This is a genomic window from Enterocloster sp. 210928-DFI.2.20 (assembly GCF_020554465.1).
GTDB lineage: Bacteria > Bacillota > Clostridia > Lachnospirales > Lachnospiraceae > Enterocloster > Enterocloster bolteae.
The window spans coordinates 1-20,880 of sequence record NZ_JAJCHK010000034.1 but is presented as its reverse complement, the minus strand read 5'-3'; the positions used below and the strand labels follow the sequence as shown (position 1 = coordinate 20,880).

The 20,880-nt window shown below is 51.3% G+C and carries 18 protein-coding genes and 7 tRNA genes; 3 read left to right on the top strand and 22 right to left on the bottom strand.

Annotated elements, in window-relative coordinates:
* Positions 1–3: 3 nt before the first annotated feature.
* The 15 genes from LI015_RS22765 to LI015_RS22695 form a co-directional block, all read right to left on the bottom strand.
* Entirely contained in the window at positions 4–1,752 is a 1,749-nt protein-coding gene (locus LI015_RS22765) for an ABC transporter substrate-binding protein (RefSeq protein ID WP_227126431.1), read from the bottom strand.
* A 442-nt stretch (positions 1,753–2,194) separates the two neighbouring features.
* Positions 2,195–3,448, bottom strand: a complete 1,254-nt coding sequence (locus tag LI015_RS22760; protein ID WP_002566078.1) for an ABC transporter substrate-binding protein — start codon at positions 3,446–3,448, stop codon at positions 2,195–2,197.
* An 85-nt stretch (positions 3,449–3,533) separates the two neighbouring features.
* Positions 3,534–4,316 carry an ABC transporter ATP-binding protein gene (locus LI015_RS22755; RefSeq protein WP_002570674.1) on the bottom strand — a complete coding sequence of 261 codons (783 nt, stop codon included), beginning with the start codon at positions 4,314–4,316 and terminating at the stop codon, positions 3,534–3,536.
* Positions 4,316–5,392: an ABC transporter permease gene (locus LI015_RS22750; RefSeq protein WP_227126430.1), complete on the bottom strand. Its 1,077-nt coding sequence runs from the start codon at positions 5,390–5,392 to the stop codon at positions 4,316–4,318. Before LI015_RS22750 ends, LI015_RS22755 begins: the two co-directional genes overlap by 1 nt.
* Before the next feature lie 268 nt (positions 5,393–5,660).
* Positions 5,661–7,163 (bottom strand): lactate racemase domain-containing protein, encoded by a 1,503-nt coding sequence (locus tag LI015_RS22745; protein ID WP_195633310.1) that lies wholly within the window; start codon positions 7,161–7,163, stop codon positions 5,661–5,663.
* Between the two features lie 40 nt (positions 7,164–7,203).
* Positions 7,204–8,043, bottom strand: a complete 840-nt coding sequence (locus LI015_RS22740; protein ID WP_002570676.1) for a triose-phosphate isomerase family protein — start codon at positions 8,041–8,043, stop codon at positions 7,204–7,206.
* Positions 8,040–9,233, bottom strand: coding sequence for a diphosphate--fructose-6-phosphate 1-phosphotransferase (locus LI015_RS22735; RefSeq protein ID WP_117626811.1), 1,194 nt, complete (start codon positions 9,231–9,233; stop codon positions 8,040–8,042). The genes LI015_RS22740 and LI015_RS22735 overlap by 4 nt, the downstream gene beginning before the upstream one ends.
* A 40-nt stretch (positions 9,234–9,273) precedes the next feature.
* On the bottom strand, positions 9,274–10,431 hold the full coding sequence (locus LI015_RS22730) for a class II fructose-bisphosphate aldolase (protein WP_038294509.1): 1,158 nt from the start codon (positions 10,429–10,431) through the stop codon (positions 9,274–9,276).
* A 39-nt stretch (positions 10,432–10,470) separates the two neighbouring features.
* Complete coding sequence (locus tag LI015_RS22725; protein WP_002570678.1) at positions 10,471–11,325, bottom strand: class II fructose-bisphosphate aldolase; 855 nt, start codon at positions 11,323–11,325, stop codon at positions 10,471–10,473.
* A 13-nt stretch (positions 11,326–11,338) separates the two neighbouring features.
* Entirely contained in the window at positions 11,339–12,355 is a 1,017-nt protein-coding gene (locus LI015_RS22720) for a zinc-dependent alcohol dehydrogenase (protein ID WP_118019620.1), read from the bottom strand.
* A 27-nt stretch (positions 12,356–12,382) separates the two neighbouring features.
* On the bottom strand, positions 12,383–13,141 hold the full coding sequence (locus LI015_RS22715) for an ABC transporter ATP-binding protein (protein WP_002591231.1): 759 nt from the start codon (positions 13,139–13,141) through the stop codon (positions 12,383–12,385).
* A gap of 13 nt (positions 13,142–13,154) precedes the next feature.
* Positions 13,155–13,916, bottom strand: coding sequence for an ABC transporter ATP-binding protein (locus LI015_RS22710; protein ID WP_002570680.1), 762 nt, complete (start codon positions 13,914–13,916; stop codon positions 13,155–13,157).
* Complete coding sequence (locus LI015_RS22705; RefSeq protein WP_002566089.1) at positions 13,904–14,689, bottom strand: ABC transporter permease; 786 nt, start codon at positions 14,687–14,689, stop codon at positions 13,904–13,906. Before LI015_RS22705 ends, LI015_RS22710 begins: the two co-directional genes overlap by 13 nt.
* A gap of 15 nt (positions 14,690–14,704) precedes the next feature.
* Positions 14,705–15,538 carry an ABC transporter permease gene (locus LI015_RS22700; RefSeq protein WP_002570681.1) on the bottom strand — a complete coding sequence of 278 codons (834 nt, stop codon included), beginning with the start codon at positions 15,536–15,538 and terminating at the stop codon, positions 14,705–14,707.
* Between the two features lie 20 nt (positions 15,539–15,558).
* Positions 15,559–16,722 (bottom strand): ABC transporter substrate-binding protein, encoded by a 1,164-nt coding sequence (locus LI015_RS22695; protein ID WP_002566091.1) that lies wholly within the window; start codon positions 16,720–16,722, stop codon positions 15,559–15,561.
* A 441-nt stretch (positions 16,723–17,163) separates the two neighbouring features.
* Here LI015_RS22695 and LI015_RS22690 point away from each other — a divergent pair, with 441 nt between their 5' ends.
* From LI015_RS22690 to LI015_RS22680, 3 genes are all read left to right on the top strand, one after another.
* Positions 17,164–18,234 (top strand): LacI family DNA-binding transcriptional regulator, encoded by a 1,071-nt coding sequence (locus LI015_RS22690; RefSeq protein WP_002570683.1) that lies wholly within the window; start codon positions 17,164–17,166, stop codon positions 18,232–18,234.
* Positions 18,235–18,237: 3 nt separating this feature from the next.
* Positions 18,238–19,119 carry an aldose 1-epimerase family protein gene (locus LI015_RS22685; RefSeq protein ID WP_227126429.1) on the top strand — a complete coding sequence of 294 codons (882 nt, stop codon included), beginning with the start codon at positions 18,238–18,240 and terminating at the stop codon, positions 19,117–19,119.
* A 432-nt stretch (positions 19,120–19,551) separates the two neighbouring features.
* Positions 19,552–19,893, top strand: coding sequence for a sporulation initiation factor Spo0A C-terminal domain-containing protein (locus LI015_RS22680; RefSeq protein ID WP_007038294.1), 342 nt, complete (start codon positions 19,552–19,554; stop codon positions 19,891–19,893).
* A 173-nt stretch (positions 19,894–20,066) separates the two neighbouring features.
* Here LI015_RS22680 and LI015_RS22675 read toward each other — a convergent pair.
* The 7 genes from LI015_RS22675 to LI015_RS22645 all read right to left on the bottom strand — a co-directional run bounded on the left by LI015_RS22675 (position 20,067) and on the right by LI015_RS22645 (position 20,792).
* Positions 20,067–20,146 (bottom strand) — tRNA-Leu (locus tag LI015_RS22675).
* 13 nt (positions 20,147–20,159) lie between these two features.
* Positions 20,160–20,243 (bottom strand) — tRNA-Leu (locus LI015_RS22670).
* 41 nt (positions 20,244–20,284) lie between these two features.
* Positions 20,285–20,357 (bottom strand) — tRNA-Val (locus tag LI015_RS22665).
* A 36-nt stretch (positions 20,358–20,393) separates the two neighbouring features.
* Positions 20,394–20,467, bottom strand: a tRNA-Asp gene (locus LI015_RS22660).
* A gap of 45 nt (positions 20,468–20,512) precedes the next feature.
* A tRNA-Ile gene (locus tag LI015_RS22655) sits at positions 20,513–20,586 on the bottom strand.
* 42 nt (positions 20,587–20,628) lie between these two features.
* Positions 20,629–20,701 (bottom strand) — tRNA-Thr (locus LI015_RS22650).
* A 19-nt stretch (positions 20,702–20,720) separates the two neighbouring features.
* Positions 20,721–20,792: transfer RNA gene (locus LI015_RS22645), tRNA-Glu, on the bottom strand.
* Positions 20,793–20,880 lie beyond the last annotated feature (88 nt).

Genomic DNA, 20,880 nt, shown 5'->3' with positions numbered 1-20,880 from the left:
ATTTTATTCCCAGCTCCACTGGTCCACATTATTTACAATGGACCATCCGTGTCCATGGGGATGGATTTTCTGTTCCGCCACCTTTAGTCCGTCCCTGGACCAGTACAGATGGTCTATATTAACCAGCCAAATCCAGGGGATATCCCCATCCTGGGTCACTCCCGCGGTCCCGTCCCACTGGGCCTTCTTCCACAGCTCGTAGGAATCCTCCAGATTCCCGCTGGCCAGGGCTTCGTCCATGTACCGGTCCACACTGTCATTGGCATAGGGAGAATACTCCGCCAGGCCGGTATCCTTCATGGTATGGTAAATATTGTAAAGCTCCATAGGCGTATGGGCGCCCCAGCCCCACATAAGCGGCTCTGTCTGGGCGCGGTCATAGGCGTCATCCCAGCCAACACCCTCTATCTTCACTTCAATTCCCACTTCCTTAAGCTGGTTGGCCGTGTCCGCTGCCAGAGCCTGGCGTACGGAATCGCTGGCCGGGTACATCAGTGTAAATCCGGCCCTGACACCATCCTTTTCCCTGATTCCATCCGCTCCAGCCTTCCATCCGGCTTCCTCCAAAAGCTCTGCTGCCTTTTCCGGGTCATACTCTGTTTTCGCAGACTCATTGTACCAGGGCATCTTGTCACACACGCTGTATGCCGGGCTTCCGTAGCCGTTCAGAACATGTTCAATCATTTCATTCCTGTCAATTCCAATGTTCACAGCCCTTCTCACCTGTACATCCGACGTAAAATCATTTCCCACAACGGTTTTGCCGTCAGTTACAGTGCCTGACTTTACAGCCGGAAGGTTAAAGCCCCGGTTATCCACTGTCTCGAAGGAAAGGAGCTCATATCCGGGGAGGGTCTGGTCTGAATAGGACGCAGCCGTATAGGCCAGGTCCACCTGCCCGGACATGACAGCTGCATAAGCCGCGTCCTCCTCCATGAAAAGTATGGTCACTTTCTTCATTTTCGGCTCTGTCCCGTAATAATCCGGGTTCGCCTCAAATATGACCTGCTGTCCCTTATCCCACTGTTTCATGATATATCTGCCGGATCCAATGGGATGTGAACCGTAATCCGCCCCATAGGCATGTTCCGGTACGATACCGACAATTGCCATGGTGTAGGGCCAGATGGAGTAGGGCCGTTTCATATGAAATACCACCGTGGTATCATCCAGCGCCTCAGCACTCTCTAACATGGTAAAGTCGTTGACAGAGCTGGTGTCCCGCAGGGTATTGTATGTAAATGCCACGTCCCGGGCAGTCAGCTTCTCTCCGTCTGTAAAATTAACATCATCCCGTATATTCACGGTCCAGGTAAGCCCGTCCTGGCTCACCTCCATACTGGTTGCCAGGTCATATCCTATTTTCAGGTCAGCAGTCGTCACGGTCAGCGTACTCTGAATCAGCGGCTCGTGGACATGTTCGCCCGCCCCCCATCCGTAGGCAGGATCAAATCCGGCCTCCGGCTCTGAGGTTGGTCCCATGACAACCACCACGTCGTCCCTTGTTCCATTATTCCCCGTCTCCCCGGCGCCCTTTCCCGCACTGTTTTCCGCACGGTTTCCCGCGCTGTCCCCAGCAATATCTCCTGCACGGTTTCCCGCACTGCTCCCTGCACTGTCTGCAGCCGCAGATATTCCGCTGTCCTTAGCGCTGTTTCCTGTTCCGCTGCCTGCGCAGCCCGTCACAGCCATGGACACGGCCGCCATGGCTGCCACGGCATATTTCATTCCCGTTCTCATTCCTCGTCTCATTTTCCTCTCCATTTCTTTTTCATGCCCTGTCCGTATGCCTGGATTCCATAAACTTACATTCCATACACTCACATCCTATTCCTGTAAGCGCAGACGCCATGAACTCAATCCGCACCCCGGCGCAAAAGCATAAAAAAATACCAGAATAAGTGTATTCCTTGAGAATACATCCTACCTTCCTGGTATCCCTTACTTCTTAAAACTTATTCAATCTCACTAAAATGCGCTTGTCTGGTTCATTCTGGATGCTGACTTCTGTCAGCCGTTAAGAAAATTATACGCAAAAGTCCGCAAAAAATCAACGCTTTTCTTGCCAAACGTTTGCCCATATATTAAACAGTCTGCCTGAACCATCCCCATGAGGAGAAAAGTTCCCGGGGAACCAACACCGCCCCGGGAACTTTTAAGCGTATCTATGCGCCTTTCTTACCAGTCTCTTAATTTATTCCCCCTTCTGCTGAACCTCTACGGTACGTCCCTCCACGTCTTTCGGGTCTCCCACGGTCAGTCCCGGGACCTCCTCATCCGGGCACGCGTTTGTCCATGCAAGCTTCATGACATCGTCTGCTGTCAGCTCCTTCTTCTGGATCACTCCCAGGCGGATGTAGTCGGCTGCAATATTGCCAAGGGCCTCCTCTGTGATTGCGTCAGACAGGCCGAAATCCAGGGAATCCCAGAACTCCAGCTGATTTTCAAACTCACCTGTCATCTTATTGGTGTCAAACATTAACTGCACGGCATCCTCAGAGTGGAGACGGGCATACTGCCCTGCACGTTTAATCGCCATAACAATGTATTTTGCGTGAACCGGGTTCTTCGCAAGAAAATCATTGTTCATGGCGGTTGCGCAGCACACCTCTCCCTCGAACTCATCGCCGGGGGTAATGGAGCATACCTTGCGCATCTTATCTCTGTAATTGGCGATTACAAAATAATCCGAGAAAATGGAAGCGTCTATCTCGCCGCTCTCCATAGCCGCAACGCTGGCCGCGCTGTCTGCGATATCAAGATATTCCACCTCAGAGGTAGGGTCTATCCCCTCCCCGTCCAGCATTCGGTAGATAATATTCTGGTCGGAGTTTCCGATGCCGTCATGGATGGCAATGGTCTTTCCCTTTAAATCCTCAGCCGTCTTTATCTCGCTGTCATTGAATACGTAGATAGATTTGCAGCCCATGTGGGCTCCTGCTACGAATGTCATATCTACACCGTTTGTCACCGGCACAAGCATGGTTGCGATATGGTCTGTTCCCCACAGGCACTTCCCTGTGCCAACCGTGATCACAACAGACTCTCCTTCAATGTATTCCGCGTTAATACCGTAATCCTCATAATAGCCCAGTGCCTCGGCAAGGTATACCGCAGACACGCAGGCCCCTCCGTTAAACAGATAATTTAATGTTGTTCCGAAGGCAGGCTCCTTCTGCATGGCCTCCCAATCCTCCTGGGACACAGCCTCCGGGCGGGCGGCGCCTCCGGTTGCCTCCTCACCGGTTTTCCCGGAATCCTGTGGCTCTGCCGCTGACCCTGCTTCCGCTTTTGTCTCCGCTGCCACAGCTGCTGTGGATGCGCTTTCTGTGGTTGCGCCTTCTGTGGGAGAGCCTCCCCCCTGTTCCCCGCAGGCGCTCAGGGATAAGGCCATCATTCCCGCAAGCGCTGCCGCCAGAATGCGTTTCGCATTTGTCTTTTTCATCATACTGTTCTCCTTTTTGCTTTTAATAGTTATTTATGTACACAAACCATGGGGTCTGCGTTTTTTTCTTTGCAGGGTCCTGTCCCATTTACCGCTGACCTCTGTTTTTTCCGCCGAAGTGCAGGCGGTTGAGGATTTCATTCCGGCAGGCCACAAAGGTCTGCGATGAGCGCTCCCTGGGGTAGGCCTGGTCTATTTTAATATCAGAAACCACCCGCCCCGGATGCGCGTCCATGACAATGACCCGGGTTCCCATATAAATAGCTTCATCCACATCATGGGTAACCATGAGCGCAAGCTGCTTTTTCTCCTGCCACACCTTTAAGATTTCATCCTGCATATTCATACGTGTGAATGCGTCCAGCGCTCCCAGGGGCTCGTCTAACAGCAGTATATCCGGCTCGTTAATCAGAGACCGCACCAGTGAAACCCGCTGTGCCATGCCGCCGGAAAGCTGTCCCGGGTAGTCGTTCCTGAAGGATTCAAGACCGATAATTTTAAGCATCCTCTCTACCTTCTCCTCATTCCCCTTCAGCTTTCCCTGCAGCTTTAAGCTGAAGGAAATATTTTTTTCCACTGTCAGCCATGGAAAAAGGGTGGGTTTCTGAAACATCATTCCCCGCTCCGGCGACGGCCCTGTAATCTGCGCCCCATTTACGGTCAGATAGCCGGTGGTAGGCGGAATCAGCCCGGCCACAAGGCGGAGTATGGTGGATTTTCCGCATCCCGACGGCCCCACAAGACTGATAAATTCACCGCTCTTCATGGAAAGATTCACCTCGTTTAACGCGTGGGTAACCTCGTCGTGCTCCACCTTTGCAAAACTTTTTGATACATTGTCCAACCGAAGGATAACTGTATTTTCTGCCATTATTTCACTACTCCGTTCTGCCACCTGAGAACCCGGCGTTTAATCAAATCCAGCACCTTTGTCACAATAGTAAAAATAAAACAGATGACAAACAGCGCTGCAAACATTTTGTTGTAGGCCGCCCAGGATTTAGCCCAGTTCATATACCATCCAAGTCCTGCCTTTACCCCCATCATCTCCGCAATCATGATTGCAACACATGAGGAGCTCATGGCCTGGGTGCAGCCCTGTAAAATAGAGGGCATTGCATGAGGAATCGCCACCCGGAATACAAGCTGCCCCTCACTTGCCCCCAGGGTCCTTGCGGCCTCGAAGAAATCCTTGTCCACATTCTGGATGCCGGACATGGATGCCACGGTAACTGCAAACCAGGAGCCAAGGGCGATGATAAACACGGCTCCCCTGAACAGGGAGGCTGCCACAACCATGATAATGGGAATCCAGGTTGCGGTGGGAATAGGTCCCAGAAATTTGATAACGGGATTAATCCAGTACCGCGCCTTCTCAGAATAACCACAGGTAATTCCCGTAACCAATCCCAGGGCAATTCCGATAAAATATCCCAAAAACAGCAGGCGCAGCGTGTGAAGCGTACATTCAAGCAGATAAGCCCGGTCCTCCCATGCAATGTTCAATATGCTGTTCATACACGGAACAAAGGGCTGGGACAGGATGCCAGTTTTCAGAGTCAGATAATCATAAAAGGTAAGCAGGAGAAAAAAAGCAGAAAACAAAGGCGCTCGGTAGCGCAGGTCCTCCGCAGTCCGCCTGTCCCCCTTCCAGTATTTAATCCCGGCTGCAAGGGCATAGAGTGCGTATGCAGTCATAAAGGCTGCCACTGCCCACACATAGGTGTAAGGATGGCTGTTTGGACTTCCGTTTGGGACCTCCCAGTACTCGATAACAGCGATAAAACCGCAGATAACCGGAAGCAGCATAATAACGAGGTCCAGGATTTTCTGACCGCGTGTTTTTTCCTTTTGCTCCAGTTCCTTTAGCTGCTGTCTCGTCAGATGTCCCAGCGGATTTATCTGGCTGCTGCCAGAGACAGGCTTTTCCTCCATAGTAGTTGACATAGTCCTTCTCCTCTGCATGTGATGGATATTAAAGCATTAAAATATCGCGTTTTTATTTTAATCCAAATTCAACGGACTGTACAATTTAAAATAACTAAGATGGAAGCCGGGTTTATAGCTTAATTCTATACCAGTTTTTATGAGTCATCAGAAACCGGCAAAAAACCCTCCCGTTTTATGGATGTTTGCGCAAAATAAACGCAATACCATAAAAGGGAGGGTGTTGATACGGCAGTGTACATTGCCTCTTATTCTGTTTTCCTAAGGTTTACATCAGCTTACCATGCATATGGCACGCGCACCCGCAGTCCTCCTGTCCCTTACCTTCATACGCCTCATCCTTCATCATCAGATGGACGGCGCCCAGCTTAAAGGTCTGGGGAAGGGCCAGGATATTGGGATTTTGTCCCACGAACTTTTTTCTGGCGTCAGCCAGCGCTTCCTCGATGGTGGCCCTGGTCTTAAGGCCCATCCCCCTGGCATAGCCCGGTTCCTGGGCGCCGCACAGATAGATGGCGGAGGTATTCATTTCCGCGATATGACCGCAGCTAATCATGGAAAAGCCGTGGAATGGGTGGAACGCATTGCAGTAACGGTATTTTCTGATGTATTCCTCATTGGTGGCGAAGTATTCGCCGTACCGGTTCATGTCCGGCAAGGTATTCATAAAATCGTGCTGGAACATCTCATACATTTCCCTGGTGTAGGGCCACAGCTCATCGTGGAAATAGCCGTTGCACAGGGAAGAGCAGATAATCACGCAGTTATCGCTCATGATACGCTTATGCCGGATGACCTGGGCCGAGATGGCCTGCATCAGCATAATGGGATTGGTGCCCATGCCCTCGCCGTAATGGAAGAACTGGGGCATGCCGAATATCATTACATCATACTTCTTTTCAGCCCACGGCACATAGGTCCTCTTATCCGCCGTAATCCAGGAGTGGGGCTGCATGACTTTTGCATATCCGCTGTTAATCTCTATCTGACGGGACCTGGTGTCCAGCACTGCGTCACAGCAGAAAAACTTCTTTCCCATGCATTTTTCCATGTACTGGCCAATCTCATCAAATTTTGTCCTCATAAGCGACGTTCCGCTGACCGGAGTAAAATCCTTCCGGTGCATGACCTCAGGTACATGGTGGGAGGCTATGGATCGCCAATGGGTGATGCCCGTGGCGCAGTGCTTATACCCTCCTGAGTAGCCGCCGTAGGGGTTGCCCTGGGTGTGTCCGATCAGGATTGCCACATCGCTGTCATACACATATTTATTCATGAGCACCGGATCGCCGCGGTCCGTGGTGCCCAGGTCCACCAGATGCTCGTAATCCTCGCTGTCATGGTTGATAATCTGATGTGTGTGCCAGAACTCATAAAACAGCTCATCCCCAAGGATGTTGTGGATTTCCGTCTCCGTGTTCTTCCTGTGAAGTCCGTTGGAACAGATTAAAAGGATGTCCTTCTTCTCCACTCCCGCGCCGTACAGCTCCTTAAGTATCAATTTAATGGATATTTTTCTGTGGGAAGTGGGCTGTTCCCCTCCCTTTACCCTGTCCGGGAAAATGATGGTCACTTTGGAGCCCTTATGGGCCAGTTTGGACAGTGGCTCCATTCCCATGGGGTTTCGTATGGATTCCAGGGTTTTCTCCACCAGCTGGTCCTCCGGGATACAGGGCGGGTCTGCCACAGTCTCGCCGGGTATGAACACGTCGGTGTTGTCAGGAAGCTCTGCCGCCATAAGCCCCGCACCATATTCAAATGATAACTTCATATGATAATCCTCCTGTGATTTTCAATTGGGTTCGTAATATTCAGTCTCGCTCCAGATAGGTGCGCACGATCTCCAGATACTCCTCAGGATAGAATCCAATCTGTCCCTGGAACCTGGTGAGGGCAATCAGGCCGCCGTCCATGACAGGAACCGAAGCCAGCATCCTGGCATTGTCCGTCTTAAGTCCGCCTCCATAGACCACATCCATCCCTCCGGTCATCTCCTTAATATAGGTACCAATCTTCGTGATATATGCTTCATCCGGCGGCGTCTTGCCTGGCCCGATGGCCCATATGGGTTCATAAGCAATGACCACCTTCTCCTTATCCACATCCTTAAGCCCTGTTTCCAGCTGCGATTTCAGTACTTCCTGCCAGTGTTCCTGTTCACCGGCTGTTTCTCCGATACAGTAAAGAACGGTAAGACCGGCCTGGATGGCTGCCTTGATTTCCTGATTCAGCAGCCTTCCTATTGCGTCTTCATCCGTGACCCCGGCTTCTTCCAGGATTCCGGCCTTATCCCTGCGCTCCTCGCAGTGTCCGATAATGACAGAACTGCATCCCATTGCCTTAGCTGCATTGGCCGTGCGGTTGGTGGTAAATGCGCCGAAATTGCCGTTCTCAGCCGTATCATCCCTGTACACTCCCTGACAGCCAATCTTAACCGGACTGTGCTCACACAGGGCTTTTACTGCCGGAATAAGATGGGCTTCCGGGAAATACATGACGAACTCCACATCCTCTGCGCTGTACGCCTTCAGCTTTTCCTGGGTGTTCTGAACAATATAGCTCCCCCATTCCTCCATGGGCGCCACACCGTTGACCCCTCCGTACTCCCTGGGTATATCGAACCGTTTCAGGTTCAGAAATATGTGTTTCATTTTCCCACTCCCATCTTTTCATACTCTTCTTTAAAATCCACAAAATCCCTCAGTTCTGGTCCGATAAGAGGCCTGCACCATTTCAGAAACGCGTCCGTCACATCATTGCCCCTGTCATTTATGTACTCATCCGGCAGAACCCGCTCATGAAGCATCACCTCTTTGATGGGTATGGCCGAGGTATGGACATGATACCCGCCGTCCTCTTTCTCATCCCGTATAAGGCCGACCATGACGCCGCTGCGGCCGGCCATGGCTGTGCGCAGCGCCTGACGGCCGGCCAGAACTGCCTCGTCCCGGTCCACAGGAGACTGCCAGGCAATGGACGCCCTTCCGCAAAGACCGGGCTTTTCGCTTCTGGCCTTGATTCCCAGCTTCTGAATGACCAGATTCGCCAGATAAGCGCTGACATCCCCATAGTAAGTCGCTCTCCCAACCTTAAAAATAGGAGGCACAATGGGCTCTCCTTTTTCATTTTTAAGCCCCTCGCTGGCAACCACCACCACGCCTCCCTTTTCATCGTAAAGGCGTTTTACATCCTCCAGGAATTCCTCCTCATGAAAGGGACGCTCCGGCAGATAAATCAGATGGGGCGCATCCCCCGGCTTCTTCCTGGCCAGGGCAGACGCAGCTGTAATCCATCCTGCGTTGCGTCCCATGGCCTCCATGACGCACACATGGATGGGCAGGGCTTTGACATCCGCTCCCACCTCTGCGGCGGACGCGGCAATGAACCTGGCCGCGCTTCCATATCCCGGAGTATGGTCTGTTATGGCAATGTCATTGTCAATGGTCTTGGGAATTCCCACCACATAGATGTCCTCTCCCCTGCACGCCTCAAAGATGCGGCCGCAGGTATCCATGGTTCCGTTTCCCCCGTTGAGGAGTACATACCGTATTCCATATTTCCGGAAGATTCCCGCCATGGCATTGTAGTCCTCCTGTTTAAGGGCATACCTTGAGGATCCGATTGCGGTGGCCGGCGTCTGAAGCAGAAGACTCAGCTTTTCCTCCGGATACTGCATCAAATCCAGAAAACTCTCCTTCAGGATTCCTTCACTTCCGCCAATTGCCCCGTACACCCTGCCTATGCTGCCGGAGCTTTTGGCTTCCTCCACTACGCCATACAGGGAAGCATTGATAACAGCTGTGGGGCCGCCGCCATGGACCACCAGAACATTTGCCGACATTGCCTCTACCACCTTTCTTGTTGATTCAATCTGGATTTTATTAAATCTGCATTTTCTTATAGCGCTCAGCCATCTCCTCCAGGGAAACCTGTTCCACCAGGGGAGCTTTGCCGTAAGAGCCAAACTGTACGATGAGGGTTCCCACCACTTCCTTCACGCCCCGTTCAATACAGTCCGTTATGGCTGCCGTGTCCTCATCCGGTATGACGCCGGTCATCACCGTATCCATGATTGGAGTCAGGAATACCCTTGGGTCAAACTGCTCTCTTTTAGACTCTAAAAGCTCATAGATGGCCCCGATGGAGCTGCTGTTTCTCTTCTCCGGGTTCCCTGCGAAAAACTCCTTCATATTGCGGGTAACAGCCAGCCTGATGTCCGTATCCACATTAATCTTGTTGATACCGCATCTGGCCGCTTCCTGCAGTTCACTGACGGCAATTCCATAGGTGCCGGTCAGCGTGCCTCCCAGCCCGTTGATTTCATCCACAATATAGGCCGGAACCGTGGACGAGCCATGGGATACCAGTGCCCCGAAAATACCCTCATGATTCAGGCACTCCCGGATGGCCACCGCTATCTCCTTGCGCAGCTTTACATTCTTTCCCTTGGAAGCCCCGTGCATGGTTCCGTAGGATATGGCCAGGGCATCCACGCCGGTCTTCCTGAAAAATTCAACTGCCTTTAAGGGATTGGTATAAGTGGATCCCTCTGAAAACACATGGTCCTCCACCCCGGCCAGCACTCCCAGCTCCCCTTCCACGCTGACGCCTCTTGCATGCGCGTATTTCACCACCTCCCGGGTCAGCTCCACATTCTCATCAAAGGCAAGGGACGACCCGTCTATCATCACAGAGGTATATCCCCCTGCTATGGCGGCCGCACAGGAGTCAAAATCCCGCCCATGGTCCAGATGAAGGACAATGGGTATGGGGCTATCCTCCCCATATTTTTTCACGGCCCCGGCAATATTTTCAGCGCCCTTTTTCTTATCCTCCAGGGTCGCGTTCATAAAGTCGCATCTTCCCCCCATAAAGCCGTTTGCCAGGTCGGCCCCCTGCAGTATGGCAGCGGAGCGGAACATCTCATGGACCTGGATGGCAGCCTTTGCCTGGGCCACCGCATTGACGTTGAAAGCGCCCTGGGCAAATCCATGTTTAACAGAAGCCTCCATGAGAGGCCTCAATGGAATCAATGTCATATTTTACCTTCCTTTTCCGACGTTTCATCCCCTGCAGCGTCATGCCTTTTCCTTAGAACCTGCAAGCCGGATAATGTCTTTTATATCTTCGCGCAGCCGCAGTTCCGCGTACTGTGATAATTTCCAGGCATGGCCCTGGTCCTTCCCCTCAGCCAGCCCCTCTTTCAGATAGTTCACATACTGGCAGCGCACCTGGGTGCCGAAATTGATTTTGGCCACTCCGCTGTCAATGGAGCGCTTCACCAGCTCCTCATCCATACCCGTACAGCCGTGAAGAACAAAGGGTATATCTGTAAACTTCCTGCACTCCTCCAGCACCTCCACCCGGATATCCACAGGGCCGTTGTAAAACCCGTGGGCATTGCCGATGCCGATGGCCAGTGAATCGGGATGGCAGAGCTTAAGATACTGCCTCACCACATCCGGATCCGCAATATTGGATGCGCCTATCTTGTTTCCCCTGTCATCCAGGCGGCACAGCTCGCCGATTTCCGCTTCCAGCGGCACGCCAAAGGACCTGCACACCCTGGCCACTGCCTCTGTGGCAGCCGCATTTTCCTCCACAGGCAGGGCGGAACCGTCAAACATAATAGAGGTGAATCCCAGCTTCAGCATCTCCATGCAGCGCTCAAAGCTGTCCCCGTGATCCAGATGGATTGCAACCGGCACAGATACCTTGCCGGCCATCCATTTTGCCGTCTCATAAAACCAGTCATGGCCTGAATAGGCCCCGGTATTCACATAGTGGGCCAATATAACAGGGGAACGAAGCTCCTCCGCAGCCATACATACGGCCCGTATGATGTCATAGGTTCCCCCCTGGGTATTGATGGCGGGAACCGCATAATGTCCTTCATAAGCCTTCTGAAGCATTTCATAAGTGGTTGTCAGCATGCTTTTCTCCTTCTCAGATGTTCACGATGACTTTCAGATAATCGGACGGGGACTGAATCATATCCTTTATGGTATCCTCCACCTGGTCCAGTTCAATCATTTTTGTTATGATGGCGTCTGTGGGTACCTTGCCCTCGTTTACCAGACTGATGGCCTCCGGGAATTTCCCGTTGGAGTTTCTGGACGGGCATACGTCGATTTCCTTCTGCATCAGGCGCACCGTGTTAATCAATACCGGGTCATGGGGCCATCCCACCAGGGCAATCCGTCCTCCATGGCACACATAATTATGCATGTTCTCCAGGATCACCGGCGCTCCCGTACAATCAATCATGGCCTCAGGCAGCTTACCGCCTGTCACCTCCCGCAGATATTCCTCCACATTTCCGTCTTTGGAGTTAAAGGTGCATGGTACTCCCAGCTCCTTTGCGTAATCCAGGCGCTTTTGCAGCACATCCACCAGTATGGGGGTTGCGCCGTAATTAATACAGGCAAATGCAGCCATAAGGCCAATAATACCGGCGCCGAACACAACACAATGCTCTCCCCTTGATACTCTGGCCCTGGTGGCCCCGTGAAGGCCGATGGTTAAGGGCTCCACCAGGGCTGCATGGGTAAAGGTCAGTTCATCGGGAAGCTTATATAAAAGCTGCACCGGATGAAGGAAATATTCGGACATCATGCCGTCCTTATGTACGCCGCACACATGGAGATCCGCGCAGTTATTGAAACGCCCTGCCGCGCACATATGACACTTGTTGCAGGGTACATAGGGTTCCAGGGCCACACGGTCTCCCGGCTTTAACCCCTTGTCATTCTCCCCGATTTCCTGGATGATGCCCACGCCCTCATGGCCCAGCCCGTTAATGGGATAGCGCATGGTGGGGTTCACTCCCCTGTAAGCAGTCACATCCGAACCGCAGATACCGCACATTTCCATCTTTACGATTGCCTGTCCTTCTTTCAGCTCCGGCATAGGCAAATCTTTTATCACCAGGTTTCCTGGCTCCGGCAGACATAATACCTTCATGTTTTCAATCCTCCTGATTCTATATTTCTACCACCATTTAATCTTGTCAGTTATATAGTTGCGGTATTCGATAAATTGGGAGGATGTGATATCCCTGGGTCTTGGCAGGTCAATCCGTACCTCCTCCTTTATCTTCGCCGGCTTGTTGCTGAGAATCAGCACGCGCTCCGCCAGATACACGGCTTCCTCTATGTTGTGGGTGATGAATACCACTGTGCTCCCCAGTTCCTTCCACAGACGTATAACCTCATCCTCCAGATAAAAACGCATCTTCACATCCATCTGTCCATATGGCTCATCCATCAGCAGCAGGTCGGGCTGCATGGCAAAGGAACGTCCGATGATGATTCTCTGCTCCGCTGATACGGACAGCTCGCCCGGATAAGCCTTCCTGAACTCCTGAAGTCCCATCAGATCCAGTATCTGGTTCACCCTGCGGTCGATTTCAGCCTTGGGAATTCTCTTAATCTTAAGTCCATAGGCCAGGTTGTCCTCCACGGTCAGCCACGGAAGGGCGCTTGGCTCCTGAAATACAAAAGAAATGTTATGTTTGCGCGGGTCCGCAGGGACCCCGTCTATATACAGATCGCCCTCGCTGGGCATATGAATCCTGGTAAGGCAGTTTAAAAATGTGGTCTTTCCGCAGCCTGTAGGCCCTACTACACACACGAACTCGCCTTTACGGATATTAAATGACATATCGTCCAGCACCAGCAGGTCGCCGAATCGCTTTGTAAGATTCCTGACCTCGACTTTTATGGGCCGGGTATCCTCTCTTTCAGGCATTTTTGTCCTCCTATTAAATTGCTAAATCAGTGTTGTCGGAAATAACCGTACGCAGCTTCAGGAATTCCCCGCTCACCATATCCCTTGGCCTGGGTATGCTGATGGGATATACTTCCTTTACCGTGGCCGGACAGTCGCTGAGCAGGATGATTCTGTCTCCCAGATAGCAGGCTTCCTCTATATTGTTGGTGACAAATATGACGGTACGCTTTTCCTTTTCCCAGATTCTTAAGATTTCCTCCTGCATCTGATAGCGGGTCTGGGCGTCCAGCTGTCCAAAGGGCTCGTCCATGATTAACAGCTTGGGATCCGCCGCATACGCCCTGGCGATTCCCACCCTCTGCTTCATGCCGCCCGACAGCTGGGTGGGATAGGATTTCTCAAATCCCTTAAGGCCCACCAGCTCTATGTAATGCTGTGCAATCTCCCTGCGCTGTCCCTTGGACATGCCGCGGAATTTAAGACCCAGCTCCACATTTTCCATAACCGTCTTAAAGGGCATCAGGGCCAGCTTCTGGAATACCATGCTGATTTCCGGGTTTACGCCCTTCCACTCCCTGCCGTTGTACACAACCTTTCCTTCGGTCTGCTGCTCCAGTCCTGCAATGATGTTGAGTAACACGGTCTTGCCGCAGCGCCCCGGTCCCAGGATTACCAGGAATTCGCCGTCGTTTACATCAAAGCTCACATCCTTTATGGCTGTAAAATATCCCTTATCGCTGTAAAACGTCTTGGATATCCCATTTATTTCCATTCGCTTATTTAGTTGTTCCACGGGCACACCACCTTCTCAAGTTTCTGAAGCCCCAGTGACAAAAGGGCGCCAATAATTGCAATGGTTATGACAGAGACAAGTACCAGGGCCATATCGCTTCCCTGCCAGCCTCTGGTCACCAATGCTCCCAGTCCTTTCTGGGCTCCTAACATCTCAGCCGCCAGCACCGTTGTCCAGCCTGAGCTGACCGAGGTCCGTATTCCGGCAAAGATGGAGGGCAGGGCTGTGGGGATAACGATATCCGTCAGTATCTGCCTGTTATTTCCGCCAAATACATGGCCTACATCCAGATTGATTTTATCCACCATCTCAATCCCCGTGGAGGTGTTGATGACTAACGGCACAAAGGTTCCGATGAACACCAGCAGCACCTTTGGAAATTCTCCGATGCCGAACCACATGATTACAATGGGAATCCAGGCAATGGGTGGAATGGGGCGGATGACCTCAAATATACTGCCGAAGAATGCCTTGCATTTTTTATTCCACCCAATGAGAATGCCGAAGGAAATACCAAAGGCCCATGCGATAAGCAGTGCCATGAGTACACGCCTTAAGCTGGCCCATGCATGTCCTGCCAGGGAGGTCTTTGCAATGGGTTTGGTAAATGTTTTCACAAAACGCGCCCATACGTCGGCCGGGGCGGGCATCAGCTCCGGGTGACTGCCCGAAAACAGGACCCAACCCACGGCAATCATCAGGATTGCCAGTACAGGCAGGCCGTAGTACAGGACGTTTTTCAGTGTTTTCTGCTGTTTGCTTGCTACATCCATATTCCTTACTCCCTCCTACCTGTTTACCTTCCAGCGCAGGAAATATTTTTCCGCCCTGGACAAAAATCCTGAAAGAATGGCTCCGATAGCGCCAATCACCACCATACCCACGATTACAATATCCGGGCGGGCCACTGTACGGCCAATCTGAATCATATATCCCAGTCCCGCGCTGGCTGCCAGCATCTCTGCCGCCACCAGGGTGGACCAGGAATTTCCCAATGCCACACGGATTCCGGCAAATACCATGGGAAGGGAGGAAGGCACCCCCACTTTCCAGAATATCTCCGCATTGGAGGCCCCGAAGGTCCTGGATACATTGATTAACGTCTTGTTGGTCAGCTTTATGCCTGTATAGGAATTGATGACGCACGGCACAAAGGCGGTAAAAAAGATAATGAGAGCCTTTGCCTTCAGCCCAATTCCCATCCACACCACTACCAGGGGTATCCAGGCAATGGGGGGAACCGGCCTCACCAGCTCAAAGATGGGACGGATGAAACGGTCCGCATAGGTCCACCAGCCCATGACCAGCCCCAGGGGAACGCCGATGATGATGGCTGCCAGGAAACCGGATAAGGCAACCTGGAGGCTGGCCAGTATATTCACCCAAAGGACGTTGCCGTCCGGGGCCTTATTCGCAAACTTATACATCAGGGTCTCAAAAATCTGAGTGGGTGCGGGAAGCATCCTTTCATTGACAAGACCCAGGCTTACTACCAGCTGCCACACGGCCAGAAGCGTGATGATGCCTGCCGCGCTTAACAGGGCGTAATTCAGGCCTTCCTTTGATTTCTGCTTTTTCCACGCCAAAAGGCCAGCCTCTAATTTCTCATTTCCAGTTGCCATATCGGTATCTCAACTCCTTTTTAATTTGCGGTTTCGGTCAGAACCTCATTTAACAGCTTTCCATCTGTATGTCCCACGAATCTCTCCTGGTCGCCTTCCTTATAGTTGCCCACGCTGATGAAGAAATCAAGTACGTCTAAAAGCCTCTGGTCCATAACTGAATGGTCGGAACCCTCTGCCTTGTCATTTAACATGCCGCATGCCTCCTGAAGTGTGTAATATGTATCGGCCTCCAGATATTTTGCGGTTGTCTCCCTGTCCATGGAGCTTCCGTTCTCATCGTTCATGTCCACGCAGTAGTCAATGGCCTTTTCCTTGTTCTCCTTCATCCAGTCCATGGTCTTAAAGTACACTTCCATAAACACCTTCATGGCCTCATACTTATCCGGATCGGCATAGCTGTTCTTATTTGCCACAAAGCTGCACATCAGACCGGAATCCGCCATGGGACCGCTGGCCACAGGTATATACTTATCGGATTCAGCCAGCATCTTGAAGGTTCCCCCTGCTCCTGTCAGCACACACACGTCGCCTTCGCCTGCCAGGAATGCACTGTAAGCCGTAGCCGGGTCCATGGCGATAAAGTTCACATCGTCAACCGTAAGTCCAAAGCCTTCCAGTACCTTAATCAGCACATACTGGGTAACGCTGCCCGTGTTGCACAGGATGGATTTTCCTTTCCAGCTGTCCGCATCCCCGTAGATCTCATCGCTCAGACTGTTATGTCCCTTGCCGGCCTTCACGATATCTGAATCATTTCTGGCAAATACATACTGTGTTCCGTCGTCCGTATTACTGGATCCAAGGACCAGCGCATCGTATCCCAGAACGCCGGCAAACACGCCGCCCACGCCGGTGCAGCCGATATCCCAGCCGTCAGATGAAAGAGATTCCATCTGTACCGGGCCGTTGGTGAACAGCACCTCCTCAATATCCAGTCCTTTTTCCTTAAACCAGCCTTCCTGCTCCGCAATGTAGATAGGAAGATAATTAAGGCTGCCCCCAATGCCTGAGACCGTAAGCTCGTAACTCTTGTCCGCTGTTTTGCTGTCACCTGTTCCCGATGCCTCAGCCTGTGTATCCGCTTTCTTGGATTCTGAACCAGCTCCGCAGCCTGATACCATCCCGGCACACATGACTGCTGCCATTGTGACTGCCAATGTCTTTACTAATGATTTTCTCATAACGTTTGACCTCCTGTCCCCAAATGGTTCTCTTATTTTTGCTACATGTTTTTGCGTAATAAACAGCCGCCTTTATCCTTTATAAAAGTTGCATATTTTTATCATTATTTTAGTTAAATAGTTAACATTTACATCAATCAAGCAGCATGTATTTGCGGTACACTATTTATTTTTGACTATTTATTACCCAACTTGCAAAGTCATTATAGCAATATGACCATTTCAAGGCAAGGCAATTCAAACCAAACGTTTGCGTACCAAAACCCTTTAAAAAAACATTGATATTCCATGATTCTGCCCTTCTTTCCCTGGTTTTTCCCGGGCATTTTTTTACGCAAACGTTTGTGTATTATTTTATAGTATTCCATGTCCATTTTTTGTATACTAAAGGCAAATAGATTGAAACATTTGCCTTCAATGCCCCGTAAGAGGAGGGTAGACATGACTTTAAAAGAAATCGCCCGGGAAGCAGGGGTATCCATCTCCACCGTTTCCCGGGTCATAAACAAAAACAGCACCAATGTTGCCAGCAAGGAAGTCCAGGACCGCATCTGGGAGATTGTCCGCCGCACCGGTTATACCCCCAACGCCACGGCCCGCAGTCTGAAGACAGGCGCAGCTAAAGCTGCTGACTCCCCCACCCGCTCCATTGCCTGCCTTTACGCCAGGGCCGAAGATTCCAACTCAGACCTGTTTTTCTCCACACTGGCCCGCAGCATCGAAAAGGAAGCCTTCAAACACAACTACGTGTTAAAGTACTCCTTTACCGGCATTGACATTCACCACCCCAATACGTTCCGCCTCATAACGGATAACCATGTGGACGGCGTGGTGGTTCTTGGCCGGTGCGATAAACAGACCCTGAGCTTTTTAAAGAAATACTTTAACTGCGTGGCCTATACAGGGCTCAACCTGTTGGAAGCCAAGTACGACCAGGTGATCTGCGACGGGTACCAGGCCAGCCTGGCCGCCATGAATACCCTCCTTGGACTGGGCCATACGAGAATCGGCTTCATAGGGGAAACACAGTTTGAGGATAGGTACACAGGCTACTGCGCTGCCCTTAGCGCCCATAATCTGAGGCCGGCCAAGTCCTACATCGTCAACGTTCCCCTGTCCTCCGAGGGAGGATACAAGGGGGCCAAGGAGCTTCTGTCCCGCAAAACCGACGTGTCCGCCGTATTCTGCTGCAATGACAACACAGCCATAGGCGCCATGAGGGCCATCAAGGAAGCCGGTCTGGTGATTCCGGACGACCTCTCCGTCATCAGCATCGACGACATAGACACAGCCCAGTATCTGTCCCCCATGCTCACCACAATCCACATACCCGTGGAAGAGATGGGACAGATGACAGCAAAAATCCTCATTGACCGGATTGAGGAAGGCCACAAGCTTCCTATCAAGATGAACCTTCCCTTCTATCTGGCAAACAGGGAAAGCTGTGCCCCCTACGCCGAAAAGACGCAGGGCCCGGAACATGAACATACAATGCCAAGAAAAGAGGACTAAACCATGCTTATTACACTTACGGATTCCAAAACAACTGCTGTCATTGACTCCACGGGCGCCCAGCTCATTTCCCTGAAGGATGCTTCCGGCTGTGAATACATCTGGCAGCGTGACGCGAAATACTGGAAAAAATGCTCCCCTCTCCTGTTTCCCGTAGTAGGCAACTGCCGGAATGACAGGACTATACTGGAGGACCGCATATACGCCATTGAAAAGCACGGATTCTGCCGTGAAAGGGACTTTGATGTGTCACAGAAGTCCCCAGCAAAGGCCATATTTTCCATGGATGACACACCGGACACCCATAGGGCATACCCTTACGCCTTTTGCCTCTCCCTGGCATATGAGCTGAAGGACGGCATTCTGTTTATGGAATATCAGGTGGAAAACAGAGACCAGCGCGACATGTGGTATGCCATCGGCGCACACCCGGGATTTAACTGTCCCATGGAGGAAGGCTTTGCCTTTGAGGATTACCAGCTGGTATTTGAAAAGGAAGAAAACACCGTCAGCATCCCTTACGATTTGGAGCAGCTGCACTTTTCTCCCTCCAAACCAGGAACCAGGCTGAGGGGCCGTACCCTTTCGCTGAAGCGCGAAATGTTTAAAAATGATGCCGTATTCTTTGACAAGCTGAATTCCCGGGCGGTATCCATCCTCAATCCTGCCACCGGCCACGGCGTGGAGGTGGGGTTTCCCGGCTTTGAAACCGTTGCTTTCTGGACCTTATATCCGGAGCCGGCCCCATACCTCTGCGTAGAGCCCTGGAACGGCTCCGGCATCTATGAGAATGAGGACGACCAGCTCTCCCATAGGCACCACATACAGCGTCTCTGTCCAGGGGACAGCTGCAGCTATATCATGACCATACGAATCCTGGGATAAATTTTCTCCAAATTAAATAATCATACTATAAAACCGGCTCTGCAGTCCATTTCCCTAAGTGCAGAGCCGGTTTTATCCTTTGAATTGCGTACGCGCCCTATTCCGCGGATACCCCTTCTGAAACTAAGCAGTTTCTACGTCATCCCACAAGCAGAATTTTTAAAAATTCCACAATGGACACAGCACCTGCGTATGCTGTCATATGCAGGGAGCGCAGCTGTCATAAGAGATGGATTTAAACCCTTACTTTTGCTATACTCAGTTATATCATACCGCCCTTTATCCCCTACTATTTAACCTGCGAATTTCCCCGGCTAATCATTCGACATTTAGCGACATAATTTATCGTTTTTTGTCGTCCTGTCTAACTTGATAAAACCCCCATACCCGGTTTAACTTTACAGGAGTCAAACGATATCTGGAGGAATCATCATGAAATACGAAAGAGAAACCTGCAACCTGCTCCGGCGCCTCGGCGTCAACAACTCCTACGTGGGGTTCCGCTACACAGTTTATGGTGTCATCCGCGCTATTGCCAATCCGGAACTGCTTATCTACATTTCCAAAGGGCTTTACGTGGAAATATCCGCGGAATATCATACATCCATTGGCTGTGTGGAACGCAATATCCGCACCATCATCAGCACCATATGGCTGCATGGAGACCGTACTCTTCTGAATCAGGTCTTCGGCTTTGAGTTGGAACAGAAGCCTCGAAACGGCGCCTTCATTGATGCGCTCTCTCACTATGTTGTAGAACACTATTACGACTGATTCTGTAAAATATATTTAGGGTATCCGTCTGCTTATTCTAAGGGCATAATTTTACAAAATCATAAAAAGAGAAGGGAGGCCAGGCCCGGTGACCATCGGGTCTGTTTGCTGCGCTCCTATATAGTGTCTTTTTAGAAATAAAAAAAGCCCTGCAAACACAGGACTCTTACGTATGCGGCTAACAGGACTCGAACCTGCACGGTTTCCCAATGGGACCTAAACCCATCGTGTCTGCCAATTCCACCACAGCCGCAAATATAAAAAAATGCGGGTGGCCGGACTTGAACCGGCACGGTATCGCTACCGAGGGATTTTAAGTCCCTTGTGTCTGCCTATTCCACCACACCCGCAGATTGTTACATGACACAGCTATATGCAGATATAAAACAAATGGGGCCTACAGGGCTCGAACCTGTGACCCTCTGCTTGTAAGGCAGATGCTCTCCCAGCTGAGCTAAGACCCCAAATTGCATATGTTGTATCGCATTATAAAATGCAAACGACCCGGAACGGGTTCGAACCGTCGACCTCCGCCGTGACAGGGCGGCGCTCTAACCAGCTGAGCCACCGGGCCATTATTTAGATAATATAGTTCTCATTCTGCTTTAGTTAGGAAGAGTGGACCTTCGGGGACTCGAACCCAGGACCGACCGGTTATGAGCCGGTTGCTCTAACCAACTGAGCTAAAGGTCCGAACTATATAATCTCTAACATTGTTTACTGTTTTACAGTAAAAGCCGATGATCGGACTCGAACCGATAACCTGCTGATTACAAATCAGCTGCTCTGCCAATTGAGCCACATCGGCGTATCATAAACTGGTCAAATGACCCCAACGAGATTCGAACTCGTGTTACCGCCGTGAAAGGGCGATGTCTTAACCGCTTGACCATGGGGCCTGAATAAGGTAGTGGTCGCCATGGACTTCCACTAAAACTCCCCGAGTAGGACTTGAACCTACGACAGCGCGGTTAACAGCCGCGTGCT

What these genes read in the sequence shown, in the direction of transcription:
- LI015_RS22765 (WP_227126431.1), bottom strand. Translation starts at nt 1,752, where the DNA reads ATGAGACGAGGAATGAGAACGGGAATGAAATATGCCGTGGCAGCCATG.
- LI015_RS22760 (WP_002566078.1), bottom strand. Translation starts at nt 3,448, where the DNA reads ATGATGAAAAAGACAAATGCGAAACGCATTCTGGCGGCAGCGCTTGCG.
- LI015_RS22755 (WP_002570674.1), bottom strand. Translation starts at nt 4,316, where the DNA reads ATGGCAGAAAATACAGTTATCCTTCGGTTGGACAATGTATCAAAAAGT.
- LI015_RS22750 (WP_227126430.1), bottom strand. Translation starts at nt 5,392, where the DNA reads ATGTCAACTACTATGGAGGAAAAGCCTGTCTCTGGCAGCAGCCAGATA.
- LI015_RS22745 (WP_195633310.1), bottom strand. Translation starts at nt 7,163, where the DNA reads ATGAAGTTATCATTTGAATATGGTGCGGGGCTTATGGCGGCAGAGCTT.
- LI015_RS22740 (WP_002570676.1), bottom strand. Translation starts at nt 8,043, where the DNA reads ATGAAACACATATTTCTGAACCTGAAACGGTTCGATATACCCAGGGAG.
- LI015_RS22735 (WP_117626811.1), bottom strand. Translation starts at nt 9,233, where the DNA reads ATGTCGGCAAATGTTCTGGTGGTCCATGGCGGCGGCCCCACAGCTGTT.
- LI015_RS22730 (WP_038294509.1), bottom strand. Translation starts at nt 10,431, where the DNA reads ATGACATTGATTCCATTGAGGCCTCTCATGGAGGCTTCTGTTAAACAT.
- LI015_RS22725 (WP_002570678.1), bottom strand. Translation starts at nt 11,325, where the DNA reads ATGCTGACAACCACTTATGAAATGCTTCAGAAGGCTTATGAAGGACAT.
- LI015_RS22720 (WP_118019620.1), bottom strand. Translation starts at nt 12,355, where the DNA reads ATGAAGGTATTATGTCTGCCGGAGCCAGGAAACCTGGTGATAAAAGAT.
- LI015_RS22715 (WP_002591231.1), bottom strand. Translation starts at nt 13,141, where the DNA reads ATGCCTGAAAGAGAGGATACCCGGCCCATAAAAGTCGAGGTCAGGAAT.
- LI015_RS22705 (WP_002566089.1), bottom strand. Translation starts at nt 14,689, where the DNA reads ATGGATGTAGCAAGCAAACAGCAGAAAACACTGAAAAACGTCCTGTAC.
- LI015_RS22700 (WP_002570681.1), bottom strand. Translation starts at nt 15,538, where the DNA reads ATGGCAACTGGAAATGAGAAATTAGAGGCTGGCCTTTTGGCGTGGAAA.
- LI015_RS22695 (WP_002566091.1), bottom strand. Translation starts at nt 16,722, where the DNA reads ATGAGAAAATCATTAGTAAAGACATTGGCAGTCACAATGGCAGCAGTC.
- LI015_RS22690 (WP_002570683.1), top strand. Translation starts at nt 17,164, where the DNA reads ATGACTTTAAAAGAAATCGCCCGGGAAGCAGGGGTATCCATCTCCACC.
- LI015_RS22685 (WP_227126429.1), top strand. Translation starts at nt 18,238, where the DNA reads ATGCTTATTACACTTACGGATTCCAAAACAACTGCTGTCATTGACTCC.
- LI015_RS22680 (WP_007038294.1), top strand. Translation starts at nt 19,552, where the DNA reads ATGAAATACGAAAGAGAAACCTGCAACCTGCTCCGGCGCCTCGGCGTC.